The sequence below is a fragment of the Streptomyces sp. NPDC004284 genome (assembly GCF_042874035.1).
GTDB lineage: Bacteria > Actinomycetota > Actinomycetes > Streptomycetales > Streptomycetaceae > Streptomyces.
Map to the genome: position 1 here is coordinate 384,556 of NZ_JBIAMJ010000001.1, position 21,449 is coordinate 406,004.

Annotated in this window: 21 protein-coding genes; 10 read left to right on the forward strand and 11 right to left on the reverse strand. The window is 72.6% G+C overall.

All coding sequences use genetic code 11. The features are described from left to right. Window positions 1-84 precede the first annotated feature (84 nt). From ACFYUS_RS01835 to ACFYUS_RS01845, 3 genes are read left to right on the forward strand one after another with little or no spacing between them, the layout of a single operon-like run. Window positions 85-588, forward strand: a complete 504-nt coding sequence (locus ACFYUS_RS01835) for a DUF5949 family protein (protein ID WP_388844515.1) — start codon at window positions 85-87, stop codon at window positions 586-588. A gap of 18 nt (window positions 589-606) precedes the next feature. Continuing rightward, window positions 607-1,254, forward strand: coding sequence for a vitamin K epoxide reductase family protein (locus tag ACFYUS_RS01840; RefSeq protein WP_388844517.1), 648 nt, complete (start codon window positions 607-609; stop codon window positions 1,252-1,254). A 1-nt stretch (window position 1,255) separates the two neighbouring features. Continuing rightward, entirely contained in the window at window positions 1,256-2,278 is a 1,023-nt protein-coding gene (locus tag ACFYUS_RS01845; protein WP_388844519.1) for a glycoside hydrolase family 26 protein, read from the forward strand. On the opposite strand, the gene ACFYUS_RS01850 is transcribed toward ACFYUS_RS01845, so the two are convergent. Then, on the reverse strand, window positions 2,241-2,846 hold the full coding sequence (locus tag ACFYUS_RS01850; RefSeq protein WP_388844521.1) for a TetR family transcriptional regulator: 606 nt from the start codon (window positions 2,844-2,846) through the stop codon (window positions 2,241-2,243). The two genes, ACFYUS_RS01845 and ACFYUS_RS01850, sit on opposite strands and share 38 nt — an antisense overlap. Before the next feature lie 18 nt (window positions 2,847-2,864). After that, entirely contained in the window at window positions 2,865-3,551 is a 687-nt protein-coding gene (locus ACFYUS_RS01855; RefSeq protein WP_388844523.1) for a hemolysin III family protein, read from the reverse strand. Between the two features lie 198 nt (window positions 3,552-3,749). Here ACFYUS_RS01855 and ACFYUS_RS01860 point away from each other — a divergent pair, with 198 nt between their 5' ends. After that, complete coding sequence (locus tag ACFYUS_RS01860; RefSeq protein WP_388844525.1) at window positions 3,750-5,567, forward strand: phosphoenolpyruvate carboxykinase (GTP); 1,818 nt, start codon at window positions 3,750-3,752, stop codon at window positions 5,565-5,567. Window positions 5,568-5,694: 127 nt separating this feature from the next. On the opposite strand, the gene ACFYUS_RS01865 is transcribed toward ACFYUS_RS01860, so the two are convergent. From ACFYUS_RS01865 to ACFYUS_RS01880, 4 genes are read right to left on the reverse strand one after another with little or no spacing between them, the layout of a single operon-like run. Then, window positions 5,695-6,285 carry a hypothetical protein gene (locus ACFYUS_RS01865; RefSeq protein ID WP_388844527.1) on the reverse strand — a complete coding sequence of 197 codons (591 nt, stop codon included), beginning with the start codon at window positions 6,283-6,285 and terminating at the stop codon, window positions 5,695-5,697. Further along, window positions 6,272-7,966, reverse strand: a complete 1,695-nt coding sequence (locus ACFYUS_RS01870) for a substrate-binding domain-containing protein (protein WP_388844529.1) — start codon at window positions 7,964-7,966, stop codon at window positions 6,272-6,274. Before ACFYUS_RS01870 ends, ACFYUS_RS01865 begins: the two co-directional genes overlap by 14 nt. Then, complete coding sequence (locus tag ACFYUS_RS01875) at window positions 7,963-9,174, reverse strand: toxic anion resistance protein (protein ID WP_388844531.1); 1,212 nt, start codon at window positions 9,172-9,174, stop codon at window positions 7,963-7,965. The genes ACFYUS_RS01870 and ACFYUS_RS01875 overlap by 4 nt, the downstream gene beginning before the upstream one ends. After that, complete coding sequence (locus tag ACFYUS_RS01880; protein ID WP_388844533.1) at window positions 9,171-10,307, reverse strand: hypothetical protein; 1,137 nt, start codon at window positions 10,305-10,307, stop codon at window positions 9,171-9,173. Before ACFYUS_RS01880 ends, ACFYUS_RS01875 begins: the two co-directional genes overlap by 4 nt. Window positions 10,308-10,409: 102 nt before the next feature. On the opposite strand from ACFYUS_RS01880, the gene ACFYUS_RS01885 reads away from it, so the two are divergent. After that, window positions 10,410-10,832, forward strand: coding sequence for a hypothetical protein (locus tag ACFYUS_RS01885; protein ID WP_388844534.1), 423 nt, complete (start codon window positions 10,410-10,412; stop codon window positions 10,830-10,832). A gap of 68 nt (window positions 10,833-10,900) precedes the next feature. Here the strand turns inward: ACFYUS_RS01885 and ACFYUS_RS01890 are convergent, their stop codons facing one another. Further along, complete coding sequence (locus ACFYUS_RS01890) at window positions 10,901-11,296, reverse strand: hypothetical protein (RefSeq protein WP_388844536.1); 396 nt, start codon at window positions 11,294-11,296, stop codon at window positions 10,901-10,903. A 90-nt stretch (window positions 11,297-11,386) separates the two neighbouring features. Then, entirely contained in the window at window positions 11,387-12,598 is a 1,212-nt protein-coding gene (locus tag ACFYUS_RS01895) for a pyridoxal phosphate-dependent aminotransferase (RefSeq protein WP_388844538.1), read from the reverse strand. A gap of 126 nt (window positions 12,599-12,724) precedes the next feature. Between ACFYUS_RS01895 and ACFYUS_RS01900 the strand changes: the two genes are divergently transcribed. Together ACFYUS_RS01900 and mptB are read left to right on the forward strand one after the other, a co-directional pair. Then, window positions 12,725-13,210, forward strand: coding sequence for a hypothetical protein (locus tag ACFYUS_RS01900; protein WP_388844540.1), 486 nt, complete (start codon window positions 12,725-12,727; stop codon window positions 13,208-13,210). A 73-nt stretch (window positions 13,211-13,283) separates the two neighbouring features. After that, complete coding sequence (mptB, locus tag ACFYUS_RS01905; RefSeq protein ID WP_388844542.1) at window positions 13,284-14,741, forward strand: polyprenol phosphomannose-dependent alpha 1,6 mannosyltransferase MptB; 1,458 nt, start codon at window positions 13,284-13,286, stop codon at window positions 14,739-14,741. On the opposite strand, the gene ACFYUS_RS01910 is transcribed toward mptB, so the two are convergent. Beyond that, window positions 14,715-16,298 carry an amidohydrolase family protein gene (locus ACFYUS_RS01910; protein ID WP_388844544.1) on the reverse strand — a complete coding sequence of 528 codons (1,584 nt, stop codon included), beginning with the start codon at window positions 16,296-16,298 and terminating at the stop codon, window positions 14,715-14,717. The two genes, mptB and ACFYUS_RS01910, sit on opposite strands and share 27 nt — an antisense overlap. Window positions 16,299-16,315: 17 nt before the next feature. Further along, a complete protein-coding gene (locus ACFYUS_RS01915) occupies window positions 16,316-17,590 on the reverse strand; it encodes an alanine racemase (protein ID WP_388844545.1) in 1,275 nt (424 codons plus the stop codon). 122 nt (window positions 17,591-17,712) lie between these two features. On the opposite strand from ACFYUS_RS01915, the gene ACFYUS_RS01920 reads away from it, so the two are divergent. The 3 genes from ACFYUS_RS01920 to ACFYUS_RS01930 are packed head-to-tail and all read left to right on the forward strand — an operon-like array spanning window position 17,713 to window position 19,981. Next, entirely contained in the window at window positions 17,713-18,807 is a 1,095-nt protein-coding gene (locus ACFYUS_RS01920; protein WP_388844546.1) for a sugar kinase, read from the forward strand. Next, window positions 18,804-19,577, forward strand: coding sequence for an IclR family transcriptional regulator (locus ACFYUS_RS01925; RefSeq protein WP_388844548.1), 774 nt, complete (start codon window positions 18,804-18,806; stop codon window positions 19,575-19,577). Before ACFYUS_RS01920 ends, ACFYUS_RS01925 begins: the two co-directional genes overlap by 4 nt. Next, entirely contained in the window at window positions 19,574-19,981 is a 408-nt protein-coding gene (locus tag ACFYUS_RS01930) for a RidA family protein (RefSeq protein ID WP_388844550.1), read from the forward strand. The genes ACFYUS_RS01925 and ACFYUS_RS01930 overlap by 4 nt, the downstream gene beginning before the upstream one ends. Before the next feature lie 55 nt (window positions 19,982-20,036). Here ACFYUS_RS01930 and ACFYUS_RS01935 read toward each other — a convergent pair whose 3' ends face one another. Further along, window positions 20,037-21,389: a M14 family metallopeptidase gene (locus tag ACFYUS_RS01935; RefSeq protein ID WP_388844552.1), complete on the reverse strand. Its 1,353-nt coding sequence runs from the start codon at window positions 21,387-21,389 to the stop codon at window positions 20,037-20,039. Window positions 21,390-21,449: the final 60 nt, after the last annotated feature.

The following is a 21,449-nucleotide window of genomic DNA, read 5'->3' on the forward strand; positions in this document are numbered from 1 at the left end:
CGGAAATGGCAGCGGCGTGAATGTCGGCCGTTCGAGTGAATTCGGCTCGGGGAACGGGTGGTTGGAGCACTAGCATCCCGATTCATGACCACTTCCAACGTCGAATCCGCGACGCGCAGCGCCTCTCCGCTGGGAACTCTCACGGTGATTCCGTGGTCCAGCGAGCCCTCCGCCGAATCGGCGGGAACGCCGTTCCTGATGGCGTATTCGCTCGGCGACGGCCGGGACGGGCCGGAGGCCGGTCAGCAGGCGATGCGCACGGCCCTGGAGACGATGGGCCTCACGGTCGGCGACCGGCTCTTCGATCTGGAGAAGGACGCCGGGATCAACGCCTCGCTGCTCGTCGAGGCCGGTTCGGCCGTCCTCACCCTGCCCTTCCTGAAGGTGCAGTGCCCGGTGCCGGACGAGTGGCAGGCGGCGGCGCGCGAGCAGGGCAAGGTGTACTTCATCTGCTCCGTGCGCCCCTGGGCCGAGGGCGTGCCCGGACGGCCCGTCGACGAGGCGCGGCTGCGGGCCTTCGTCTCGGACGAGGAGATGCTCGCCGACAGCGCCCACGTCCTGCTGCCGGTCCGCCGCATCCAGGGCTGAGCGGGAAGGGGGCCGGCCATGGCGACGGTGGGCGTACGGGGCGGGGTGCCGGGGCAGCGGCGGGACGAGGCCGCGCGGGAGGCCGACGGGACGATCGGCGCGAGCCGGGCCCTGGCCTGGCTGCTGGTGGTCACCGGGGCGGCGGGCGTCCTCGCCGGCTGGGTGATCACGATCGACAAGTTCAAGCTCCTCGAAGACCCCGGTTTCCAGCCCGGGTGCAGCCTGAACCCGGTCGTGTCCTGCGGCAGCGTCATGAAGAGCGAGCAGGCGGCGGTGTTCGGCTTCCCGAACCCGATGCTCGGGCTCGTCACGTACGCCGTCGTCGTCGCCGTCGGTGCCGGGCTCCTCGCCGGGGCCCGCTACCGGGGCTGGTTCTGGCTCGGCCTCAACGCCGGGACGCTCTTCGGGGTCGGCTTCTGCACCTGGCTGATGTACCAGTCGCTGTACGAGATCAACGCGCTGTGCCTGTGGTGCTGTCTGGCCTGGACCGCGACCATCGTCATGTTCTGGTACGTCACCGCGCACAACGTCCGGGAGCGGGTCCTGCCCGCCCCGGCGGGGCTGCGGACCTTCTTCGGCGAGTTCGCCTTCGCCCTGCCCGTCCTGCACATCGGGATCATCGGGATGCTGATCCTGACCCGCTGGTGGGACTTCTGGACGAGCTGACGTGAGCCGACTCCCCGACCGGCTCCCCCGGTTCACCTGGCCGCGGGCCGCACTGACCGTGCTGCTCGCGGCCGTCGCCGTGTGCCTGCTCGTGACCGAACGCAGCGGGACGCGGACCGCGCCCGAGGCGGAGCCGGAGCCGCTGACGGGTGTCCCCTCGGGCTTCTTCACCGGCTCCGACGAGGCCGGGGTGCGCCGGATCGCGCAGGTGCAGGAGTGGCTCGGCGGCGACTCCCTGACCGTCGGCCACACGTATCTGCCGGGCGACCGCTGGTCCAACATCGAGGGGCATCCGGCGCTGTTCGGGCCCTGGGCGCGCTGGAAGGCCGAGCGGCCGGGGCGCCTGTTCGTGCTGAACGTGCCGCTGCTCGACCGCAACGAGGCCGGGCTGCCGGACGCCGAGGTGCGGGCGGGGCTGCGGCGGGGCGCGGCCGGCGCGTACGACGGGCACTTCCGGACCCTGGGGGAGCGGCTCGTGGCGCACGGGCTCGGCGACGCGGTCCTGGTGCTCGGCTGGGAGATGAACGGCACCACGTACAGCCATCGCTGCCGCCCGGACCCGCTGGCCTGGAAGGCGTACTGGCGGCGGGTGGCGGGGGTGCTGCGGGGGGTGCCGGGGCAGCGGTTCCGGCTCGACTTCACGCCGAGCCGGGGCCGTGACGCCATCCCCTGGCCGCACTGCTATCCGGGCGACGACGTCGTCGACATCATCGGGATGGACGCGTACGACCAGCCGGCCGGGCTCTCCTTCGAGGAGCAGGTCGACGAGGAGTACGGGCTCGCGCACCACGTGCGCTTCGCGGCGGCGCACGGCAAGCCCGTCTCGTACCCGGAGTGGGGGCTGTTCAGGAACGGGGACGATCCGGCGTACGTGCGGGGGATGCTGGACTGGTTCGCGGCGCACCGGCCGGTCTACCAGACCGTCACCGACTACTGCCCGCACGGGGTGTGGGGGTGCGCGGACAATCCGGCGTCGGCGCGGATCGTCAGGGGTGCGCTGGGGGCGGCGTCAGACCGGTCTTGAGGGTGTCGACCGTGCGGTCCAGAAGGGCGACGAGGTCGTCGGTGCGGCCGCGTTCGGCCCAGTGGACGGTCGCCTCGCGGAGTGCGCCGAGGACCGCCGCCGTGAAGATCCGCACCTCCAGGCCGTCCGCGTCCAGGCCGGTGCGGTCGGCGATCGCGCGGGCGAGGCGGCGGCCGGTCGTGGCGGTGGTCTCGGTGAGCCGGGCGCGGACGGCGGGGATCTCCACCATGAGCCGGGCGCGCAGCCGGGTCTCCTCGGGCTCCGTGTCGAGGGCGGTGCGGACGGCTTCGAGGACGACCGCCCGGAGCGATTCGAGCGGCTCCTCCGCGGCGGGGCGGGCGCGCAGCCGGGCTTCGAGGAGGTCGTCGTTCTCGTCGCTGAGGAGGATGTCCTCCCGGACGGGGAAGTAGCGGACGACGGTGGAGGGGGAGACCTCGGCGGCCGCGGCGATGCGGTCGGTGGTGGCGGCGTCCCAGCCCTGCTCGGCGGCGAGCCGGTAGGTGGCCTTCCGGATCGCCGCGCGGGTCTTGGCCTTCTTGCGTTCGCGGAGGCCGGGTCGGTCGTTCATGACCCTTATCGTCCCAGGTCAGGAGTGCTGGTAGGCGACCAGCGAGATGCCGACGTAATGGACGATGAAGGCCGCGAGGGTCAGCGAGTGGAAGACCTCGTGGAAGCCGAACCAGCGCGGGGAGGGGTTCGGGCGCTTGATGCCGTAGATGACGCCGCCCGCGCTGTAGAGCAGTCCGCCGACGATGACGAGGACGAGGACGGCGATGCCGCCGGTGCGCATGAAGTCGGGCAGGAAGAAGACGGCGGCCCAGCCCATCGCGATGTAGCAGGGCGTGTACAGCCAGCGAGGGGCGCCGACCCAGAAGACGCGGAAGGCGATGCCGGCGGCGGCCGCGGCCCAGACCGCCCACATGAGCGGCTTCGCCGTGGAGTCGGGGAGGAGGAGCAGGGTGAGCGGGGTGTAGGTGCCCGCGATGATCAGGAAGATGTTGGCGTGGTCGAGGCGCCGGAGCACGGCCTCGCCGCGCGGGCCCCAGTTGCCGCGGTGGTAGAGCGCGCTGATGCCGAAGAGCAGGCAGGCGGTGAGGACGTAGATCCCGCAGGCGATGCGGGCGCGGGGCGAGTCGGAGAGGGCGACGAGGGTGAGGCCCGCGACGATCACGGCGGGGAACATGCCCGCGTGCAGCCATCCTCTGAGCCGGGGCTTCGCCGGGAGCGGCGGGGTGAGCTCGATCGGGGGCGCTTCCGGCATGGCTGCAGTCATGAGACGGAATCCTAGCTACGCCTCCGTAGGTAGTGGATATGAGTGGCGATGCTCACGTGTGCACCCCCCTGGACATATGGGCGAATCCGTCGGATGATCAAATGAGTGCGGTCGGCACCGGATGAGCAGCTACGACGCATCCGGGTCGCAGCCCCCACGGGGCATACAGCGGAATACACCCCTCAACAAGGAGCAATCGTGGCGCGCGACAACGCGGCTCCCCTTCCCACCCAGCACCAGGAGCTCGTCTCCTGGGTGACCGAGATCGCCGAGATCACCCAGCCGGACAGCATCGTCTGGTGCGACGGCTCCGAGGCCGAGTACGAGCGCCTGTGCGAGGAGCTCGTCGCCAAGGGGACCTTCAAGAAGCTCGACCCGGTCAAGCGCCCGAACTCGTACTACGCCGCCTCCGACCCGACCGACGTCGCGCGCGTCGAGGACCGGACCTTCATCTGCTCCGAGAAGGAGGAGGACGCGGGCCCGACCAACCACTGGAAGGCCCCGGCGGAGATGAAGGAGATCTTCGCGGGCGAGAAGGGCATCTTCCGCGGTTCCATGAAGGGCCGGACGATGTACGTCGTCCCGTTCTGCATGGGCCCCGTCGGCTCCGAGCTCTCCGCCATCGGCGTCGAGATCACGGACTCCGCGTACGTCGCCGTCTCCATGCGCACCATGACCCGCATGGGACAGGCCGTCCTCGACGAGCTCGGCACCGACGGCTTCTTCGTCAAGGCCGTCCACACCCTCGGCGCCCCCCTGGAGGAGGGCCAGGAGGACGTGCCGTGGCCCTGCAACTCCACCAAGTACATCTCGCACTTCCCCGAGACCCGCGAGATCTGGTCGTACGGCTCGGGCTACGGCGGCAACGCCCTGCTCGGCAAGAAGTGCTACGCGCTGCGCATCGCGTCCGTCATGGCGCGTGACGAGGGCTGGCTCGCCGAGCACATGCTCATCCTGAAGCTGACGCCGCCGCAGGGCGAGGCCAAGTACGTGGCCGCCGCCTTCCCGTCGGCCTGCGGCAAGACCAACCTCGCCATGCTGGAGCCGACCATCCCCGGCTGGACCGTGGAGACCATCGGCGACGACATCGCCTGGATGCGCTTCGGCGAGGACGGCCGCCTCTACGCGATCAACCCCGAGGCCGGCTTCTTCGGCGTCGCGCCCGGCACCGGCGAGCACACCAACGCCAACGCCATGAAGACGATGTGGGGCAACTCCGTCTTCACGAACGTCGCGCTCACCGACGACGGCGACGTGTGGTGGGAGGGCATGACCGAAGAGGCGCCCAAGCACCTCATCGACTGGAAGGGCAACGACTGGACGCCGGAGTCCGAGACCCCGGCCGCCCACCCGAACGCCCGCTTCACCGTCCCGGCCGGGCAGTGCCCGATCATCGCGCCGGAGTGGGAGGACCCGAAGGGCGTGCCGATCTCGGCGATCCTCTTCGGCGGCCGCCGCGCCTCCGCCGTCCCGCTGGTCACCGAGTCCTTCGACTGGAACCACGGCGTCTTCCTCGGCGCGAACGTCGCCTCCGAGAAGACCGCCGCCGCCGAGGGCAAGGTCGGCGAGCTGCGCCGCGACCCCTTCGCCATGCTGCCGTTCTGCGGCTACAACATGGGCGACTACATGGCCCACTGGGTCAAGGTCGGCGCCGACGCCGATGCGGCGAAGCTCCCGAAGATCTACTACGTGAACTGGTTCCGCAAGAACGACGCCGGCAAGTTCGTCTGGCCCGGCTTCGGCGAGAACAGCCGCGTCCTGAAGTGGATCGTCGAGCGCCTCGAGGGCAAGGCCGAGGGCGTCGAGACCCCGATCGGCATCCTGCCGACCGCCGAGTCCCTCGACACCGACGGCCTGGACCTGCCGGCCGAGGACCTGGAGTTCCTCCTCAAGGTCGACCGCGACGTGTGGCGCGAAGAGGCCGCCCTCGTCCCCGACCACCTGAACACCTTCGGCGACCACACGCCGAAGGAGCTGTGGGACCAGTACAACGCGCTCGTGGAGCGCCTCGGCTAGTCCCCCTCGAACTCGTGGTGGGCTGCCCCGAAACACCGCCCTGACCAGTGGGGTCACGACGGTCCATCACGACGCAACCGGCCCCCGGAGCCCCCTCAGGCTCTGGGGGCCGGCGCATGTCCGCGGCTCAGTTTCCGCGCTCCTCCACGTAGCGGGTGTGGGTCTCCTGGCGGATCGCCTCCGCGTCCCGGAGGGCGGCCGCGATCGCCGTCGCCTCCTCGTGGAGCGCGGCCAGCTGCCGTTCGAGGTGGCTCTCCGGGGGCTCGGCGCCCGGCGTGAACCGCGACCACCACCGCGTCCGTACGAAGGTGTCGACGGCCTCCGGAACGTCCTGCCGCACCGCGCGGCCCAGGACGTGGAGGTGGGCCGGGTCGCTCACCCAGCCCGGTTCGAGCAGGGCCTCGACGAGGGTGGCGAGCTCGGTGAGCTTCTCGCGGGCGGACGGCGGCAGCTCCACCTCGGTGAGGTACGCGCGCAGGGTCGCGAAGTCGGCCCGCAGCGCGTCGAGCTGCTCGCCCGCGTCCGGGAAGCGCGGGGTGTCGGGGCGCTCGGGCGGGGCGATCAGGGCCCCCGCCGCGTACAGGCCCGCGACCACCAGCGGCCACAGTCCGCCGGCCGCGCCGGTCAGGGAGATCCCGACGCCGACGAGGCCGCAGACGCTGCCGGTGAGGTTCTTGCGGGACTCGGCGTACCGGAGCAGCCGGTTACTGGTACCCACGGATCTCCTCGAAGGCGCCGTCGAGCGAACCCTTGGTGGCGTCGAAGAGCTTGCCGCCGGTCAGGCTCGCGATGTGGTCGAGCTCGCCCCGGTCGGAGTCCCCGAAGAGGATCGGGAAGACCGGGGTGCGCTGCTGCCCGGCCGGGAGGGCGCGGTAGAAGGCGTCGAAGGCGGACGCCGGGTCGCCGTCGGTGTTGTCCCCGTCCGTCATGAGGACGACCGAGGTGAAGGTGTCGTCGCCCGGGGTCCGGCCGAGGAAGCGGTAGGCCTCCTGGAGGCTGGAGTAGATCGCGGTGCCGCCGGAGGCCGAGAGCTTCCCGGCGTCGGAGCGGATCGCTTCGAGCGCCGCCTTCGGGGAGGCCGGGTCGACCGTGCGCGTACGGACCTCGCCCTGCTTCACCGAGGAGCCGAAGGGCATCAGGGTGACCTCCTCCCGGTCCCGGAAGTCCTCGGTCAGCTCGGTGAGCGCCGACTTCAGCCGGTCGAGCCGCTCGCCCTCCATGGAGCCCGAGGTGTCGAGCACGTACACCGTGCGGGAGGGCCTGCGCAGGGTGTTGTCGTACGCGTCGAGCAGCCCGTCGGCGACGGCCCGGCTGCCCGGGAACGGCAGTTCGCGGCGCGGGTCCCGGGCGAGCGCCGGGGCCGGGCGGACCCCGGCGACCACCGGGCGGCGCAGGGTCGTTTCGGTGATCCGCCGCTGGGCGTCCGGGGTGCGCAGCCAGGTGGTGAGCCGGCCCGCCGCCTCCTTCGCCTCGGGGCGGGCGGAGGTGAGCAGGGTGAGCGGGTAGTCGGCGGTCACGACGCCGTCGGACGGGCGGATCACGGTCAGCTTCTCGGGCGCGGACAGCAGCACGGACTCGTAGTTCACGAGCGCGTCGACGTCGGTGCGGCGGGCGTAGGCCGTGGCGAGCCAGCCGGAGGAGCCCGAGGTCAGCTTCTGGCCGGTGAAGAACTCCTTGAGCTTCGGGGTGGCCCTGCGCACGTCCGCCTCGGTCAGTGCGGACTGGGCGCCGGAGAGCCCGGAGGCGACCGAGACGAGCGCGGAGAAACCGGAGTTGGAGCGCTTCGGGTCGGTCATGCCGTACGTCAGCTTCCCGTCGGCGACCGCCCGGTGCAGCTGCGACCAGGTGACCTTCGCCGGGTTCCAGCCGAGCCGGGCGACGGCCGCGGGCCGCACGCCGACGGCCACCGGCGAGGCCATGATCGGCGTCTCGTTGGTGATCTTCTTCGCGGTGTCCGGGCGGAGCCGGAGGTAGTCGTTCGAGGAGAGCCAGACCGCGTCGTACGCCTTGTCCGCCTCGCCGGACGCGATGCGCCCGACGGCGTCCAGGGTGCCGGCGTAGGTGGGGCGGACGGTGACCCCGGTCGCCTTGGCGGCCTCGTCGAGGACGGGGCCCATGTCGGCGAGCTCGGAGGAGGCGAGGACCCGGAGGGTGCCCGTCCTGTACTCGGTGCTCCGCGCTTCGGGCCGGTCGCCGCCTTCTCCGCCGCCGCTTCCGTCGCTTCCCGAGCAGGCGGTGGCGAGGACGGCGAGCGCGAGGACGGCGGTCGCGGCGCGGGTGGCGCGCGCGGCGGTCCCGGCGCGGGAGCGGTCCCGGCCGCCCGCGAGGCGGGCGACGGCGCCGGCCGCCGTGCGGCGCAGCCGCGCGGTGACGCGGCGGGGGGCGGTGCCGCGGTTCATCCGAGGCCGCCTTCGAGGGATCCGGTGCGGCGACTGCGCTCCAAGTGGACGCTCGCCTCCTGGAGTTCGGCCGTCAGCGACTCGACCGTCGCCGCCATCGACTCCGTCGCCCGCACCTTGTACGTGTCGATGGCGTCGAGCGTCCGGTAGATCTGCTGGAAGGCGGTGCGGAGCGTCTCCGCGCCCACCGCCGGGTCCGCCGCCAGGGCCTGGATCTCCCCGGCCTGCTGGTCCAGCATGTCGGCGTTGCCCCGGATCAGCTTCTCGGTGGTCGAACGCAGCACGGTCACCTGCTCGGTGACCTTCCGCTGGTTGTCGAGGGCGGAGGCGAGCATCACCGCGATCCGCAGGGCGGACAGGGTCGTCGTCGCCGCCCGGTCCACGCCCTTGATCAGCTCCTCGTTGTTCCGGCGGACCACGTCCATCGCCAGATAGCCCTGCGCGCAGACGGCGAGCTGGGTCAGCAGGTCCTGGTGCTTCTGCCGGACCGGGAAGAGGACGTCGGCGCGGAGCGCGTCCGCCCGGGCCGGGTCCGGGGTGAGGGCGATGCGCTCCTCCACGGCCGCGTCGAGGGCCTCGGTGAGCACCGCGTACTCCTGGAGCTTGCCCATCGTCTTCCACAGCCGGGAGCGCTCGGTCTGCAAGGCGGCGTTGTCGCGGCTCAGCTCGTCCTTGCCGCTGAGCAGTGCGTCGACGATCCGGTTCAAAGTGGCCTGCGAGGAGGCGTACTTGGCGACGTGGTCGCGCAGCCGGTTGCCGCCGGGGAGCTTCGAGAGCAGCCCCTTGAACCCCTTGGCGGGGGTGTCGAGGGGGTCCAGGTCCTCGACCGTGCGCCGGAGTTCGACGAGCGAGGAGCCGACCCGGACCTGCGCGTCGGCGCCGCCCCGGCCGAGCGAGCGGACCGTGCGGTCCAGCATCCGGTTGGACTGCTGCGCGGCGGAGCGGATCTCGCCCGAGCCGAGCGCCGCGATCTCGTCGACGCGGCCGGTGAACTCGGGGGAGCGCGGGTCGAGTCCGGACAGCGAGCCGACGTACTCCTCGGCCCGGCGGGACATCTCCGCGCGGACCGACTCGTCCAGCGGCACCAGGCCGGAGGCCTGCTCGGCGCGGACGGCGGGCACGGGCTCGGGCGGGGTGAGGACGAGCGGGGCGTCGTCCTCGGGCGGTGTCAGGGCCATCGTCCTTCTCGGATCGTTCGGCGTCGTCATGCGGTGTCCCCCTGGTCGCGGGCCCGCAGCGCCATCTCGTGCAGCACCTTGCTGGTGGGCACGGGCGCCTGGCGGACTCCGGTCAGCGTCTGGTTGAGGTAGGCGGTCTGGCCGTCGGTCGCGGCGGTGAACTCGCTCGCCGCGCCCTGCGGCCGGAAGCCGTGGCGGACCGCGAGCTTGCGCAACTCCGGGTCGGTGGAGAGGAGTTCACCGAGCGCCCGGCCGTTCTCGGTGAGCGGTACGAGGGTGTGGTCGCTGTTGACCGTGGTGTCCGGGTAGAGGACGACGAGGTCGCCCATGGGGCGCCCGGCGAGCAGCTGGGCGGCGACCTGCGACTCGTACACGAGGACGAGCGGGTTGCCGACGCCGCTGACGAAGTCCCGGAAGGGCGCGTCCGAGCCGGACTGCTGGGCGCCCTGCACCTGGACCAGCTTGCGCAGCAGCGGGGCCGTGCGGGTGACGGCGGCCCTGTCGCCCGCGACCCGCCCGCCGTCGGCGACGTAGCTCGCGGCGGCGAGGTACAGCGCGCCGGAGCTGGAGGCGACCGGGTCGGTGGAGGTGATGAAGAGGGTGCCGCTCAGTTCGGCGTGTCCGGCCGAGCCCTTGAGCTGCTGCCAGGTCCGGTCGGCGCGGGCCGCCGCGAGGTAGGCGTCCATCTTCAGGGTGCCGCTGGTGCCGCGCGGGCCGAGGGTCGCCAGGCCGTTGGCGGCGAGGACCTGGGCGGCGGCGCTGTGCGCGACGACGACGAGCGGCGAGTAGAAGGGCCGCAGCGGCGCCGACAGCGCCTTGTCCTTCGCCTTCCGCTGCGCCTTGGCGCGGATCTCGTCGGCCGGCCCCTTGGAGGAGGGGAAGGCGAAGTCGTAGCCGTCGAGGGGCAGTTCCTCCATGTCCCAGGACCCGGAGGTCTCGGTGGTCACGGTGAAGCCCTTGGCCGCCAGGGCCTTCACCACCTGCGGATCGGCGAAGAACTCGGCCTTCTCCGATCCGATGACTCCTCGCACGGTCTTCGTTGCCGTGCCCGTGTCCTTGTCGCCGCCCGTCACGAGGACGGCGGCCACGCCGCCGAGGAGCAGGACGGCCAGGACGATTCCCAGGATGCGTCTCACGCGGGCAGCGTGCTCGCGGAAACCCACATTCCAGGGGGAGTCGGGTGTACGGCGGGTGAAGGAGCGATCCCGTTACCGAACCGGAGCGGGGTGTACCGTGAGCCGCTCCGACACGGGGGTGGTGACGGCATGTCGCGTGGAACGATCGTGGTGCTCGTAATGCTCGGGGTGATCCTGGTGCTGGTGCCGATCGGGGGCATCGTCGCGTACGTGTACGCGATGGGGGAGAACCACAAGAACCTGCGGTTCCCGTCCGACGACGTGACGGTGGCGCGGTGCGGCCTCGACCCGGTGTCCAAGCGGCCGGTGGCGGAGTTGTCGGTCACCAGCCAGGCGGGTCGCAGGGGCACCTACACGGTGACGGTGGAGTTCCAGGACGATCGGGAGAAGGCCGTCGAGCAGGGCACCGGGGTCGTGAAGGACCTGGCGGTCGGGGCGACCGGCCGAACGGTGGTCGTGGGCGCTGAGGCGTACGCGGAGGGTGAGCCGGTGTGCGTCGTCCACGACGCCTACTTCAAGTCGACCAAGCCGGTGGCGACCGCGACGCCTTAGGGGCGGCCCGTCGGACGGTTCTGGGTGGCGCCCGGTCCGCGCGGTTCGTGCCGCGCGGACCGGGGCCGTCAGGGGGCGGCGACCAGGGGGGTGTCCCCGGCCAGCGCCGCGGTGTGCGCGTCCATGCGCCCTGCGGCGAGGATCGCGGCGGCCGTGTCGGCCCGGGAGGCGGCGACGACCAGTGCGCGGCCCGCGAGGGCGTGCGCCCTGCGGTGCAGCTCCTGAGCGGACGAGCCGCTCAGTCCCGCGTGCCGCGCGGGCGGTGCGCCACGCAGCCGCGCCACCTGCCGGGCGATGAGCTCGCCGGCTTCCGTCTCGCCCAGCTCGTCGGTGACGGCGAGCAGGGCGGCGAGGTGTCCGGCGAGCTGGATGTCCAGCTCCTCCTCGCGGGAGCGGTGCGGGTACGTGGTCCGGGCGTCGTCGGCCATCCGGTGGACCGACTTGGAGCGGATCGGTTCGTACATGGGGATGGCCTCCTGAGGTGCTCTGCGGCCATCCTAGCTTAGATTCAATCTAAAGTTGAGTGTTGTCCGAGTGGTGCCCGGTACCAGGGGTCAGGGCTGGCTGTAGCCGTCCAGGAACCGGCCGATCCGGGTGCACGCGTCCGCCAGGTCCGCGGCCGCCGGCAGCGTGACGATCCGGAAGTGGTCGGGCTCGTGCCAGTTGAAGCCCGTCCCGTGCACCACCATGATCTTCTCGGCCCGCAGCAGGTCCAGGACCATCTGCCGGTCGTCCTTGATCTTGTAGACGTTCGGGTCGAGGCGGGGGAAGAGGTACAGCGCGCCCTTCGGCTTCACGCACGTCACGCCCGGGATCTGCGTCAGCAGCTCGTACGCCGTGTCCCGCTGCTCCAGGAGCCGCCCGCCCGGCAGCACCAGGTCCTCGATCGACTGCCGGCCCTGGAGCGCGGCGGCCACCGCGTGCTGCGCCGGCATGTTCGCGCACAGGCGCATGTTGGCGAGGATCGTGAGGCCCTCGATGTACGAGGACGCGTGGTGCTTCGGGCCGCAGACCGCGAGCCAGCCGGAGCGGAAACCGGCCACCCGGTAGTTCTTGCTCATCCCGTTGAAGGTCAGGACGAGGAGGTCGGGGGCGATCGCGGCGGTCGGCGTGTGCGTGGTGCCGTCGTAGAGGATCTTGTCGTAGATCTCGTCCGAGCAGACCACCAGGTTGTGGCGGCGGGCGATCTCCGTCAGCGAGCGGAGCATCTCGTCGTCGTAGACGGCACCCGTCGGATTGTTCGGGTTGATGATCACGATCGCCTTGGTGCGGTCCGTGATCTTCCGCTCGATGTCCGCGAGGTCCGGCATCCAGTCCGCCTGCTCGTCGCAGCGGTAGTGCACGGCCGTACCGCCCGCGAGCGACACCGAGGCCGTCCACAGCGGATAGTCCGGGGCCGGGACGAGCACCTCGTCGCCGTCGTCGAGCAGCGCCTGCATCGACATCTGGATCAGCTCCGAGACGCCGTTGCCGAGGTAGATGTCCTCGACGGAGAGCGGGATGCCCTTCGTCTCGTAGTGGCTCATCACCGCCCGGCGGGCCGAGAGCAGCCCCTTCGCGTCACCGTAGCCGTGCGCCTCGGAGAGGTTGCGCAGCACGTCCTCGAGGATGGCGGGCGGACACTCGAAGCCGAAGGCGGCCGGATTGCCCGTGTTCAGCTTGAGGATGCGATGACCCGCAGCCTCAAGCCGCATCGCCTCTTCGAGCACCGGACCCCGGATTTCGTAACAGACGTTGGCGAGCTTCGTGGACTGGATCACCTGCATGACGAGAGCTTACGGCGGGGGCGGCCGCGACGCGGCGTGTTCTGTGACACGTCGGACAGGAAGGCCCGCCGAGCGAGGTGTGACCCGAATCGCATCACCGGTGTCGTGCTCCCTACAATCCGGCCCATGAGCCACCACGACTCCGGAGCCTCCGGACCCCGGCGCGCCCGCCGCCGCCACGCCCCCGCCCGCCGGGGCCGCGGAGCGGTGTGGCTGTTCGCCGGCGGCGGCGTCACCGTCCTCGGACTGGCCGCCGCCCTGCTCGCGGGCGGTCTCGGCAAGAGCGGCGGCTCACGGCCCCCCGTCGAGGGCGGGGCGGACGGACCGCCCGCGATGATCCAGGCCGACCCGTCCGACGGCACCTCCGGCACCTCGGGCTCCTCCGCCTCCCCGGGCACCCCGGGCGGCGGCGCCACGTCCGTGCCCGGCGGTACGAACCCCTCCGCGTCGCCCACCGCGAAGACCAAGGCCACCGCTGCTCCGTCCGGGGCCGCGACCGCCGCCCCGGGCACCTCGCCGACGGCCGCCCCGTCCGCCACCGCCACCGCCCCGGACGGCGGCCGCCCGGGCAAGCCGGGGAAGGGCCGGGGCGCGACCAAGCGGCCCAGGTAGCGGGGCTCTCGTACGCCGGGGGTTCCGGCCGCGAATCGGGGGACCCCGGGCGGTCGGGATAGGTTGGCACGTCATGTGGGTCTTCAGCGCTTCCGGATGCCGGTGGCTGGGTGCGGGCGGGTCGCTCGCTGTCGCCGTGGGCGGGTACGCGGCCGGCACCCTGCCGGTACTCGGCGGCGGGCCGCTGTGGGAGCCGCGCGGCTCCGCGCTCACCCTCGCCGGCGCCGTCCTCGCGTACCTCGGCCTGACCCTGCTCGTCGCCGCCTGGTGGCGGTACGGCGTCCTCCTCGCCCGCGGCCTGCGGGACGGGGTGCTCGCCACCCTCGCCTGCTGGACCGCGCCGCTGCTCCTCGCCCCGCCGCTGCACAGCGCCGACGTCTACAGCTACATCGCCCAGGGCGCGATGGTCCTCGAAGGCCACGACGTGTACGGGGCCGGGCCCGCCGTCCTCGGCCCCGGCGACCTCGGCGCCGACGCGGCGGCGAGCGTCGGCGGGAACTGGACCCACACCCCCGCCCCGTACGGACCCGCCTTCCTGCTGCTCGCCGCCGGCGTCGTGAAGCTGACCGGCGGGGCGGTCGTGCCCGCCGTCCTCGGCATGCGGCTGATCGCCCTCGGCGCGCTCGCCCTCGTCGTGTGGGCGGTCCGGGGGCTCGGCGGCGGGGGCGGAGCGCTCTGGCTCGCCGCCCTCAACCCGCTGCTCCTCGTACACGTCGTCGGCGGCATGCACAACGACGGGCTGATGATCGGCCTCATGCTCGGCGGCGTCCTGCTCGCCACGCGCGGGCGGTGGGTGCTCGGCAGCGTCCTCGTCGGCCTCGCGATGATGATCAAGTCCCCGGCGGCCGTGGCCCTGCTCTTCATCGGCGTGCTCCTCGCGCGCGGCCGCGGCGCCCGGGGCCTGCTGAAGGGGCTCGTCCTGCCCGGGGCCGTCGCGGGGGCGGTGGCGGCCGGGGCCTCGGTGCTGGCCGGGACCGGTTTCGGATGGCTGCGGACCCAGAGCGTGGCCGCCGCCATCCACACGCCGCTGTCCCTCACGAGCGACCTCGGCCTGGGGCTCGGACTGCTCCTCGGGGGCGAGGCCGAGCCCGTGAAGGGCGTCGTCCAGAAGCTGGGGCTGCTGCTCGCCGTCGCGCTCATCGCGGCCCTCGCCTGGCGGGCGTACCGGGGCCGGCTCGACCCCGTCCTCGGCCTCGGGCTCTCGCTGGTCGCGCTCGTCGCGCTCTCGCCGATGGTGCAGCCGTGGTACCTGCTGTGGGGGACGGTCGTGGTCGCGGCGGTCGCCTGGCGGAGCCGGGCGGGGCAGGTCCTCGCCGTGCTGTCGGCCGCGCTCGTGTACGAGACGCAGCCCTCGGGGCACACGCCCTGGTACGGGTTCGTGCTGGCGGGGGTCGTGCTGGCGGCCGGTCTGGTGTGGGTGCGGCGGGAGCCGTGGGCCCTCGGGCAGGAAGGTGCCGTTCCGCCTCAGCGCGCCCACGGGCCGCGACCGGCGGTGGCCCGCGACTCAGCGGGCCTGCGTCCTCCGCACTGAGCGGCCCGCCAGCACATCGGTCCTCCGGCCGTCCTCCATGACGAACCTCCCGTCGACCAGGACGTGCGGGATGCCCACCGGGAGGGTGCGCGGGTTCTCGTACGTCGCGCCCGAGGCGACCGTCGCCGGATCGAAGAGGACCAGGTCCGCCACGTAGCCCTCGCGCACCAGTCCCCGGTCCGGGAGGCGGAGGCGGGCCGCCGGGCGGGAGGTGAGGTGGGCGACGCACTCCTCCAGGGAGAGGACGCCGAGCTCGCGCACGTACCGCCCCAGGTACTCGGGAAACGTGCCGTACGCGCGCGGGTGCGGCTTGAGGCCCTGGAGGATGCCGTCCGAGCCGCCCGTGTGCACCCGGTGGCGCATGATCGTCCGGACGTTCTCCTCGTGGCCCACGTGCTGGAGGATCGTCGTGCCCAGCCGGTCGTCGAGGAGGAGCCGGCGGGCGGTGGCCCAGCCGTCGACCCGGCGCCCCACGTGCTCCGTCAGGGCGGGCGCGGTGACTCCCGAGACCTCGATCGTCGCCCAGTCGACCGGGACGCCGTGGCAGCCGTCCGAGCCGAGCTCCTCCAGGTGGTGCCGGATGCGCTCGGCCGTCGTGTCGTCCCGGAGGCGGGCCAGGGCCGCCTCCGGGCCGCCCTCGCTCGCCCAGCTCGGGAGCAGCGCGAGCAGGGTCGTGCTGCCCGGGGTGTAGGGGTACGTGTCGAGGCTGATGTCGGCGCCCGCGTCGAGGGCCGCGTCGAGGAGGGCCAGGAGCTCGGGGGCCCGGCCCTCGTTCACGCCGAAGTTCATGGTGGCGTGGGCCAGGTGCAGGGCGCAGCCCGCCTCCCGGGTGAGCGCCACCATCTCCTCGTACGCGCGCAGCGCCCCCGCCCCGTACGAGCGGTGGTGCGGGCAGTAGTAGCCGCCGTGCTCCGCCACGACCCGGCACAGCTCGGTGAGCTCGGAGTCCGGCGCGTACATGCCGGGGGTGTAGGTGAGGCCGGAGGACATGCCGACCGCGCCCTGTTCCAGGCCCTCGGCCACCAGCCGCCGCATGCGGTCGAGCTCGGGCCCCGTCGCCGGACGGTCCTCCCAGCCCATCGCGTACATGCGGACCGTGCCCTGGGGGATCAGGTACGCGGCGTTCACCGCGATCCCCCGGTCCAGCCGGTCCAGGTACTCGCCGACCGTGCGCCAGTCGAGGTCGACGTCGGAACCGTCGCCGTTCCAGCCGGTGATCGCCCGGCGGACCCCGTCGAGCGTGCGGTCGTCGACGGGGGCGTACGACAGTCCGTCCTGGCCCAGGACCTCCAGGGTCACGCCCTGCGCGGCCTTCGCGCTGTGGTCCGGGTCGCGGAGCAGCGCGAGGTCGCTGTGGGCGTGCATGTCGATGAAACCGGGGGAGAGGACGAGGCCCTCGGCGTCCAGGACGCGGCGGGCGGTCGGGCGCTGGCAGCCGGCGGCCGCGGCCTCCTTGACGATCGAGACGATCCGGCCGCCCTCGACGCCGACGTCGGCCCGGTAGGAATCGCCGCCGCTGCCGTCGACGACCTCCGCGTCACGGAAGACGAGGTCCATGTCCCTGCCCCCTGCTCCTAGAAGAACGTGCGGATGTGGTCGACCACCGTGCCGTCCGCCTCGACGACCGGGATGAGCTGCCACTTGTCGAAGATCGTGCAGGGGTGGGAAAGGCCCATCCCCACCCAGTCGCCGACCTCCAGGTCCGCCTCCGGTCCGGTGGCGAGCCAGGCGTGCTGGTCGGAGAGGCCCGTGACGGTGATGCCCTCCGCGGGGCGGACCTCACCCGTGCGGGCGTCGCGGACCACCTGCGCCTCCGGGAGGTGCAGGTCGTGGGCCGCGTCCCGCTTGCCCGCGTTGGTGAAGGCCTGCTCGGCGGTGGGCCGGGAGACCACCTGCGACCAGAGCCGGAACGCGGGCTGGAGCGCGCCCTCCTCGGGGATCCGGTTGAAGGGGGTGCGGTTGCGGTACTGGCCGTCGTCGTGGGAGACGTACGCGCCGGAGCGCAGCAGCTTCAGGACCGGGAGGGAGAGCCCGGGGATCTCCGCGAAGACCTCGGCGACCGTGTCGAACCACTCGCTGCCGCCCGCGCTCACCACGATCTCGCCGAGGGCGGGGTCGAAGCGGCCGGCCTTGTCGAAGTCGGCGGCGAGCGCGACGAGCCGGTGCAGCCATGCGCGCACCGATGCGGCGTCGGCGCCCGGCATCGTCCCCTCGTACCCGGCGACGCCGACGAGCCGCAGGGTCGGGGCGGCCGCGACGGCGTCGGCGACGGCCGCGCACTCCGCCTCGGTCCGCACCCCCGTCCGCCCGGTCGCGCCGGCGGCCAGCTCGACGACGACGTCCACGGGGCGGCTCGCGCCGGCCGCCCGCAGGGCCTCGTCCATCAGCTCGACACCGCGCACGGAGTCGACGTAGCAGATGAGGTGGAAGTCCGGGTCGGCGTCCAGCTCGGCGGCGAGCCAGCGCAGCGCGACCGGGTCGACGACCTCGTTCGCCAGGAAGATCCGTGCGATGCCGTGGGCGCGGTAGACGCGGGCCTGGTGGGGGACGGCGGCGGTGATGCCCCAGGCGCCGTACTCCAACTGCCGGTCGAAGAGCTGGGGCGCCATGGAGGTCTTGCCGTGCGGGGCGAAGGCCAGACCGTGCCGCTCCGAGTACGTCTCCAGAAGGCGCAGGTTGTGCTCGACGGACTCGGCGGACAGCGCGAGGACCGGGGTCGTGTACCCCCCGGTGAAGAGGCTGCGCCGCTGCGCCGAGAGCTCACCGACGGTCAGCCCCTCGGCATCCGGGGGCAGGGCCTTGAATCGGTGGTCGACGCGCTCGTTCGCCAGATCGGGCGTTCGCGGCATGAGGCCTCCTCGTCGGGGCGTTGCGAGATGTGCAACGCTCGTTGCGCATAGTGCTCAAGGCTGTCTAACATCCGGGCCAAGGCCGGGTCAATGGACCCGTACGAGCCGCAGGGAGCCCCAGAGTGAGCGGACACGCGCCCGCGGACGCGGCCCCGGAACTCGTCTGCCTCGGCGAGTCCATGGTCACCTTCCTGCCCTCCCGGCCGGGCCGCCTCGCCGACGTCCCCTCCTTCACCCGCGCGATCGGCGGCGCCGAGTCCAACGTCGCCTGCGCCCTCGCCGCCGCCGGACACCGCGTCCGCTGGGTCGGCCGCGTCGGCCGCGACGGCTTCGGCGACCACCTCGTCGAGACGATCGCGGCGCACGGCGTCGACGTCACCGCCGTCGGCCGCGACCCGCACCGGCCGACCGGCGTCTACTTCCGCACCGACGACGACCGGGCCACCGACGCCCACGAGGTCGTCTACTACCGGGCCGGCTCCGCCGCCTCCGCCATGTCGCCCGCCACCGTCCCGTACGCATCCGTCGCCGACGCCCGGATCCTCCACCTCACCGGCATCACCGCCGCGCTCTCCGCGGACTGCCTGGCCCTGATGCGGGAGCTCACCGCACCACGGCCCGGGCGCCCGCTCGTCTCCTTCGACGTCAACCACCGGCCGGGGCTGTGGCGCGACGGCGGCGCCCCCGAGGTGCTCCTCGAACTCGCCCGCCGGGCGGACCTCGTCCTCGTCGGCGCCGACGAGGCGGAGCGGTTGTGGGGAGCGGCCGATCCGGAGGCGATCCGGGCGGTGCTGGGGGAGCCGGCGGTACTGGTGGTGAAGCTGGGCGGGGACGGGGCGGTGGCGTTCGAGCGCTGCGCGGCTGAAACCCGGCCTGTACCGGCACGGGGCTCCGCGCCCGACACCGGCGTCTCCGGCGTCCCCGACACCCTCACCCACGCCCCCGCCCCCCACGTCACCGTCGTCTCCCCCGTCGGCGCCGGCGACGCCTTCGCCGCCGGTTTCCTCTCCGGGACCCTCCGCGGCCTCGACATGAGGGCGCGGCTGAGGCACGGGCATCTCGTGGCCGCCGCCGCGCTCACCGTCCCCGGGGACATCGCGACGCCGCCGCAGCGGGCCCGCGCCGACCGGCTCGCCGCACTCGACACCGCGGCCTGGGGCACACTTCACCTCGCCCCCGGCTGGACGGGGGACGACCAGGAGGTACGTACGCCATGAGCCAGACCGTCGACCGGGCGCTCAGCATCCTGCCGTTGCTGGCCCGGGGGCCGGCCGATCTCGGGCAGGTGGCCGAGCGGCTCGGCGTGCACAAGTCCACGGCGCTGCGGCTGCTGCGCACGCTGCACGAGCACGGGCTCGTGCACCGGCAGCAGGACCAGCGCTACCGCCTGGGCGCGCGGCTGTTCGCGCTCGCGCAGGAGGCCGTGGAGAACCTGGACGTCCGCGAGATCGCCCACCCCTACCTCGCCGCCCTCAACGAGCGGATCGGGCACACGATCCACCTCGCGGTGTACGAGGAGGGCGAGGTCGTCTACATCGACAAGGTCGAGAGCCGCTACCCGGTCCGCATGTACTCGCGCATCGGCAAGCCCGTCGCGATCACCGTCGCCGCCGTCGCCAAGCTGCTCCTCGCCGACCTGCCCGAGCCGGAGCGGCGCGCGGTCGCCGCGAGGCTGGACTACCCCCCGTACACGCCCCGTTCGACACCGAACGCCGCCGCCTTCCTCAAGGAGCTGGCGACCGTACGCGAACAGGGCTGGGCCACCGACCTCGGCGGCCACGAGGAGTCCATCAACTGCGTCGGCGCGCCCATCCGCGGGGCCGACGGGCGGGTCGTCGCCGCCATGTCGGTCTCGGCGCCCAATGTGGTCGTCACCGCCGAGGAGCTCCTCACCCTCCTCCCGCAGGTGCGCAGCACCGCGGACGCCATCAGCCGCGACTACTCCGGTACCGCCCCGACGAAGGAAACAGAGGAACCGACCGCATGACCGAGAAGACCGCCCTCACCCCCGCCACCCACACCGCCCCGCCCGCGAAGTTCTCGCACGGCGTGCGGAAGGGCAACATCCTCCAGGTCGCCGGCCAGGTCGGCTTCCTGCCCGCCGTCGAGGGCCAGGCCCCGACGGTCGCGGGCCCGACCCTGCGCGAGCAGACCCTCCAGACCTTCGCCAACGTCAAGGCGATCCTGGAGGAGGGCGGCGCGAGCTGGGACGACGTGATGATGATGCGCGTCTACCTCACGGACGTGGACCACTTCGCCGAGATGAACGAGATCTACGACCAGTACTTCGAGGACCAGAACCTCAAGGCCCCGGCCTCGGCCCGCACGACGGTCTACGTCGGCCTCCCGGCCGGGCTCCTGATCGAGATCGACGCGCTCGCGGTCCTGTAGGAACAAGAGGTGCCCCGGCGGACGACCGCCGGGGCACCTCTTCGCGTACGGACCGTCAGGCCGCGCAGTACTGCGCCTGCTTGCCGATCGAGCGGTACATGCAGTCCGCGTTCTCCAGGAGCTGGAGGACGGCGTCCCGGTTGCGCGCCGTCTCGCGGTCGATGACCTCGTCGGGCGGGTAGAAGCCGCCGCCGCCGTTCGAGGGGTACATCTCGAAGGTGTAGGCGAAGATCTTCTGGGTGCCCCACAGGTAGTCGTCGATCGAGCCGTCCGTGATGTACAGGTCGCTGGACTGCTCGGGCGTGTAGCCGTTGCTCGCGGCCATCGAGCGGCCGACGGTCGCGAAGGCGTCGCGGTCGTCCTGGGTCATGCCGGTGGCGGTGTCGGCGGTGGTCCAGCCGAAGGGCCAGAGGACCAGTTCGCTGTACGTGTGGAAGTCGATGGCGGCGGTGATCTGCTGTTTGCCGCCGATGACCCGGGAGCGGACGAAGTCGGAGACGACCTTCACCTCGGGGGCGGACTCGGGGGCCGCGCCGCGGTAGGTCTCGGAGCTCTTGGTGCCGGAGGAGCCGCCGCAGCAGCCCCACTTGAAGTCCCAGTTGCGGTTGAGGTCCGTGCCGATGTAGGAGGAGTTGGCGTTGGGCTGGCGGTTCTTGCGCCAGCTGCGGTAGGAGCCGCCGGCGATGTCGTACTCGCCGCCGTCCGGGTTGAGGTCGGGGATGATCCAGATCTCGCGGTTGTTCACCATGTTGGTGATGCGGGAGTCCGTGCCGTAGCCCGCGCCGAACTCGCGCAGCAGGTAGAGCGCCATCTCGACGGTGAGGTGCTCGCGGGCGTGCTGGTGGTGGGTGAAGAGGACCTCGGGCTCGTTCTCGTCGGTGGCGACGTTGTCGCTGATCTTGATGGCGACGATGTCCCGGCCCTGGTACGTCTTGCCGATGACCTGCTTGCTCATGATCGAGGGGTAGGCGGCGAGGCGCTGGTCGATCTCCGCGTTCATCTCGGCGTAGTTGTGGTACTTCGCGTCCGCGGAGGGGAAGTCGAGCGGGCCGGCCGTCTTGTCGGCGTCCGTGCGGCGGTCCGGCGGGCCGGGGAGGGCGACCGGCCTGTAGCCGAGCGCCTTGAGGCGGGCGAGCTGTGCGGTGTTGGCGCTGACGACGACCGAGCGGGCGTCGACCTCGTCGATCGAGACGCCGGTGGCGGTCAGCGCGTTGCGGGCGGCGACGGTGGAGGGTCCGGCGATCTCGTACTGCCGGATCACCTCCTCGGCGCCCGAGGCGATACGGGCGGCGGTCGGCGCCGGGTCGGCCCCGGCGGGGGTGGTGAGGGCGGAGAGGGGCGCCGCGAGGGCGAACGCCACGAGGGCCGCGAGGGTGGCGGACCTTCTGCCGCGGAGGGGACGTCGCATGCTGTCTCCTGGGTGGGAGTGTGGGGGAGTGCGACCGAGTCGAGTCGTGCGGGTGTCCGG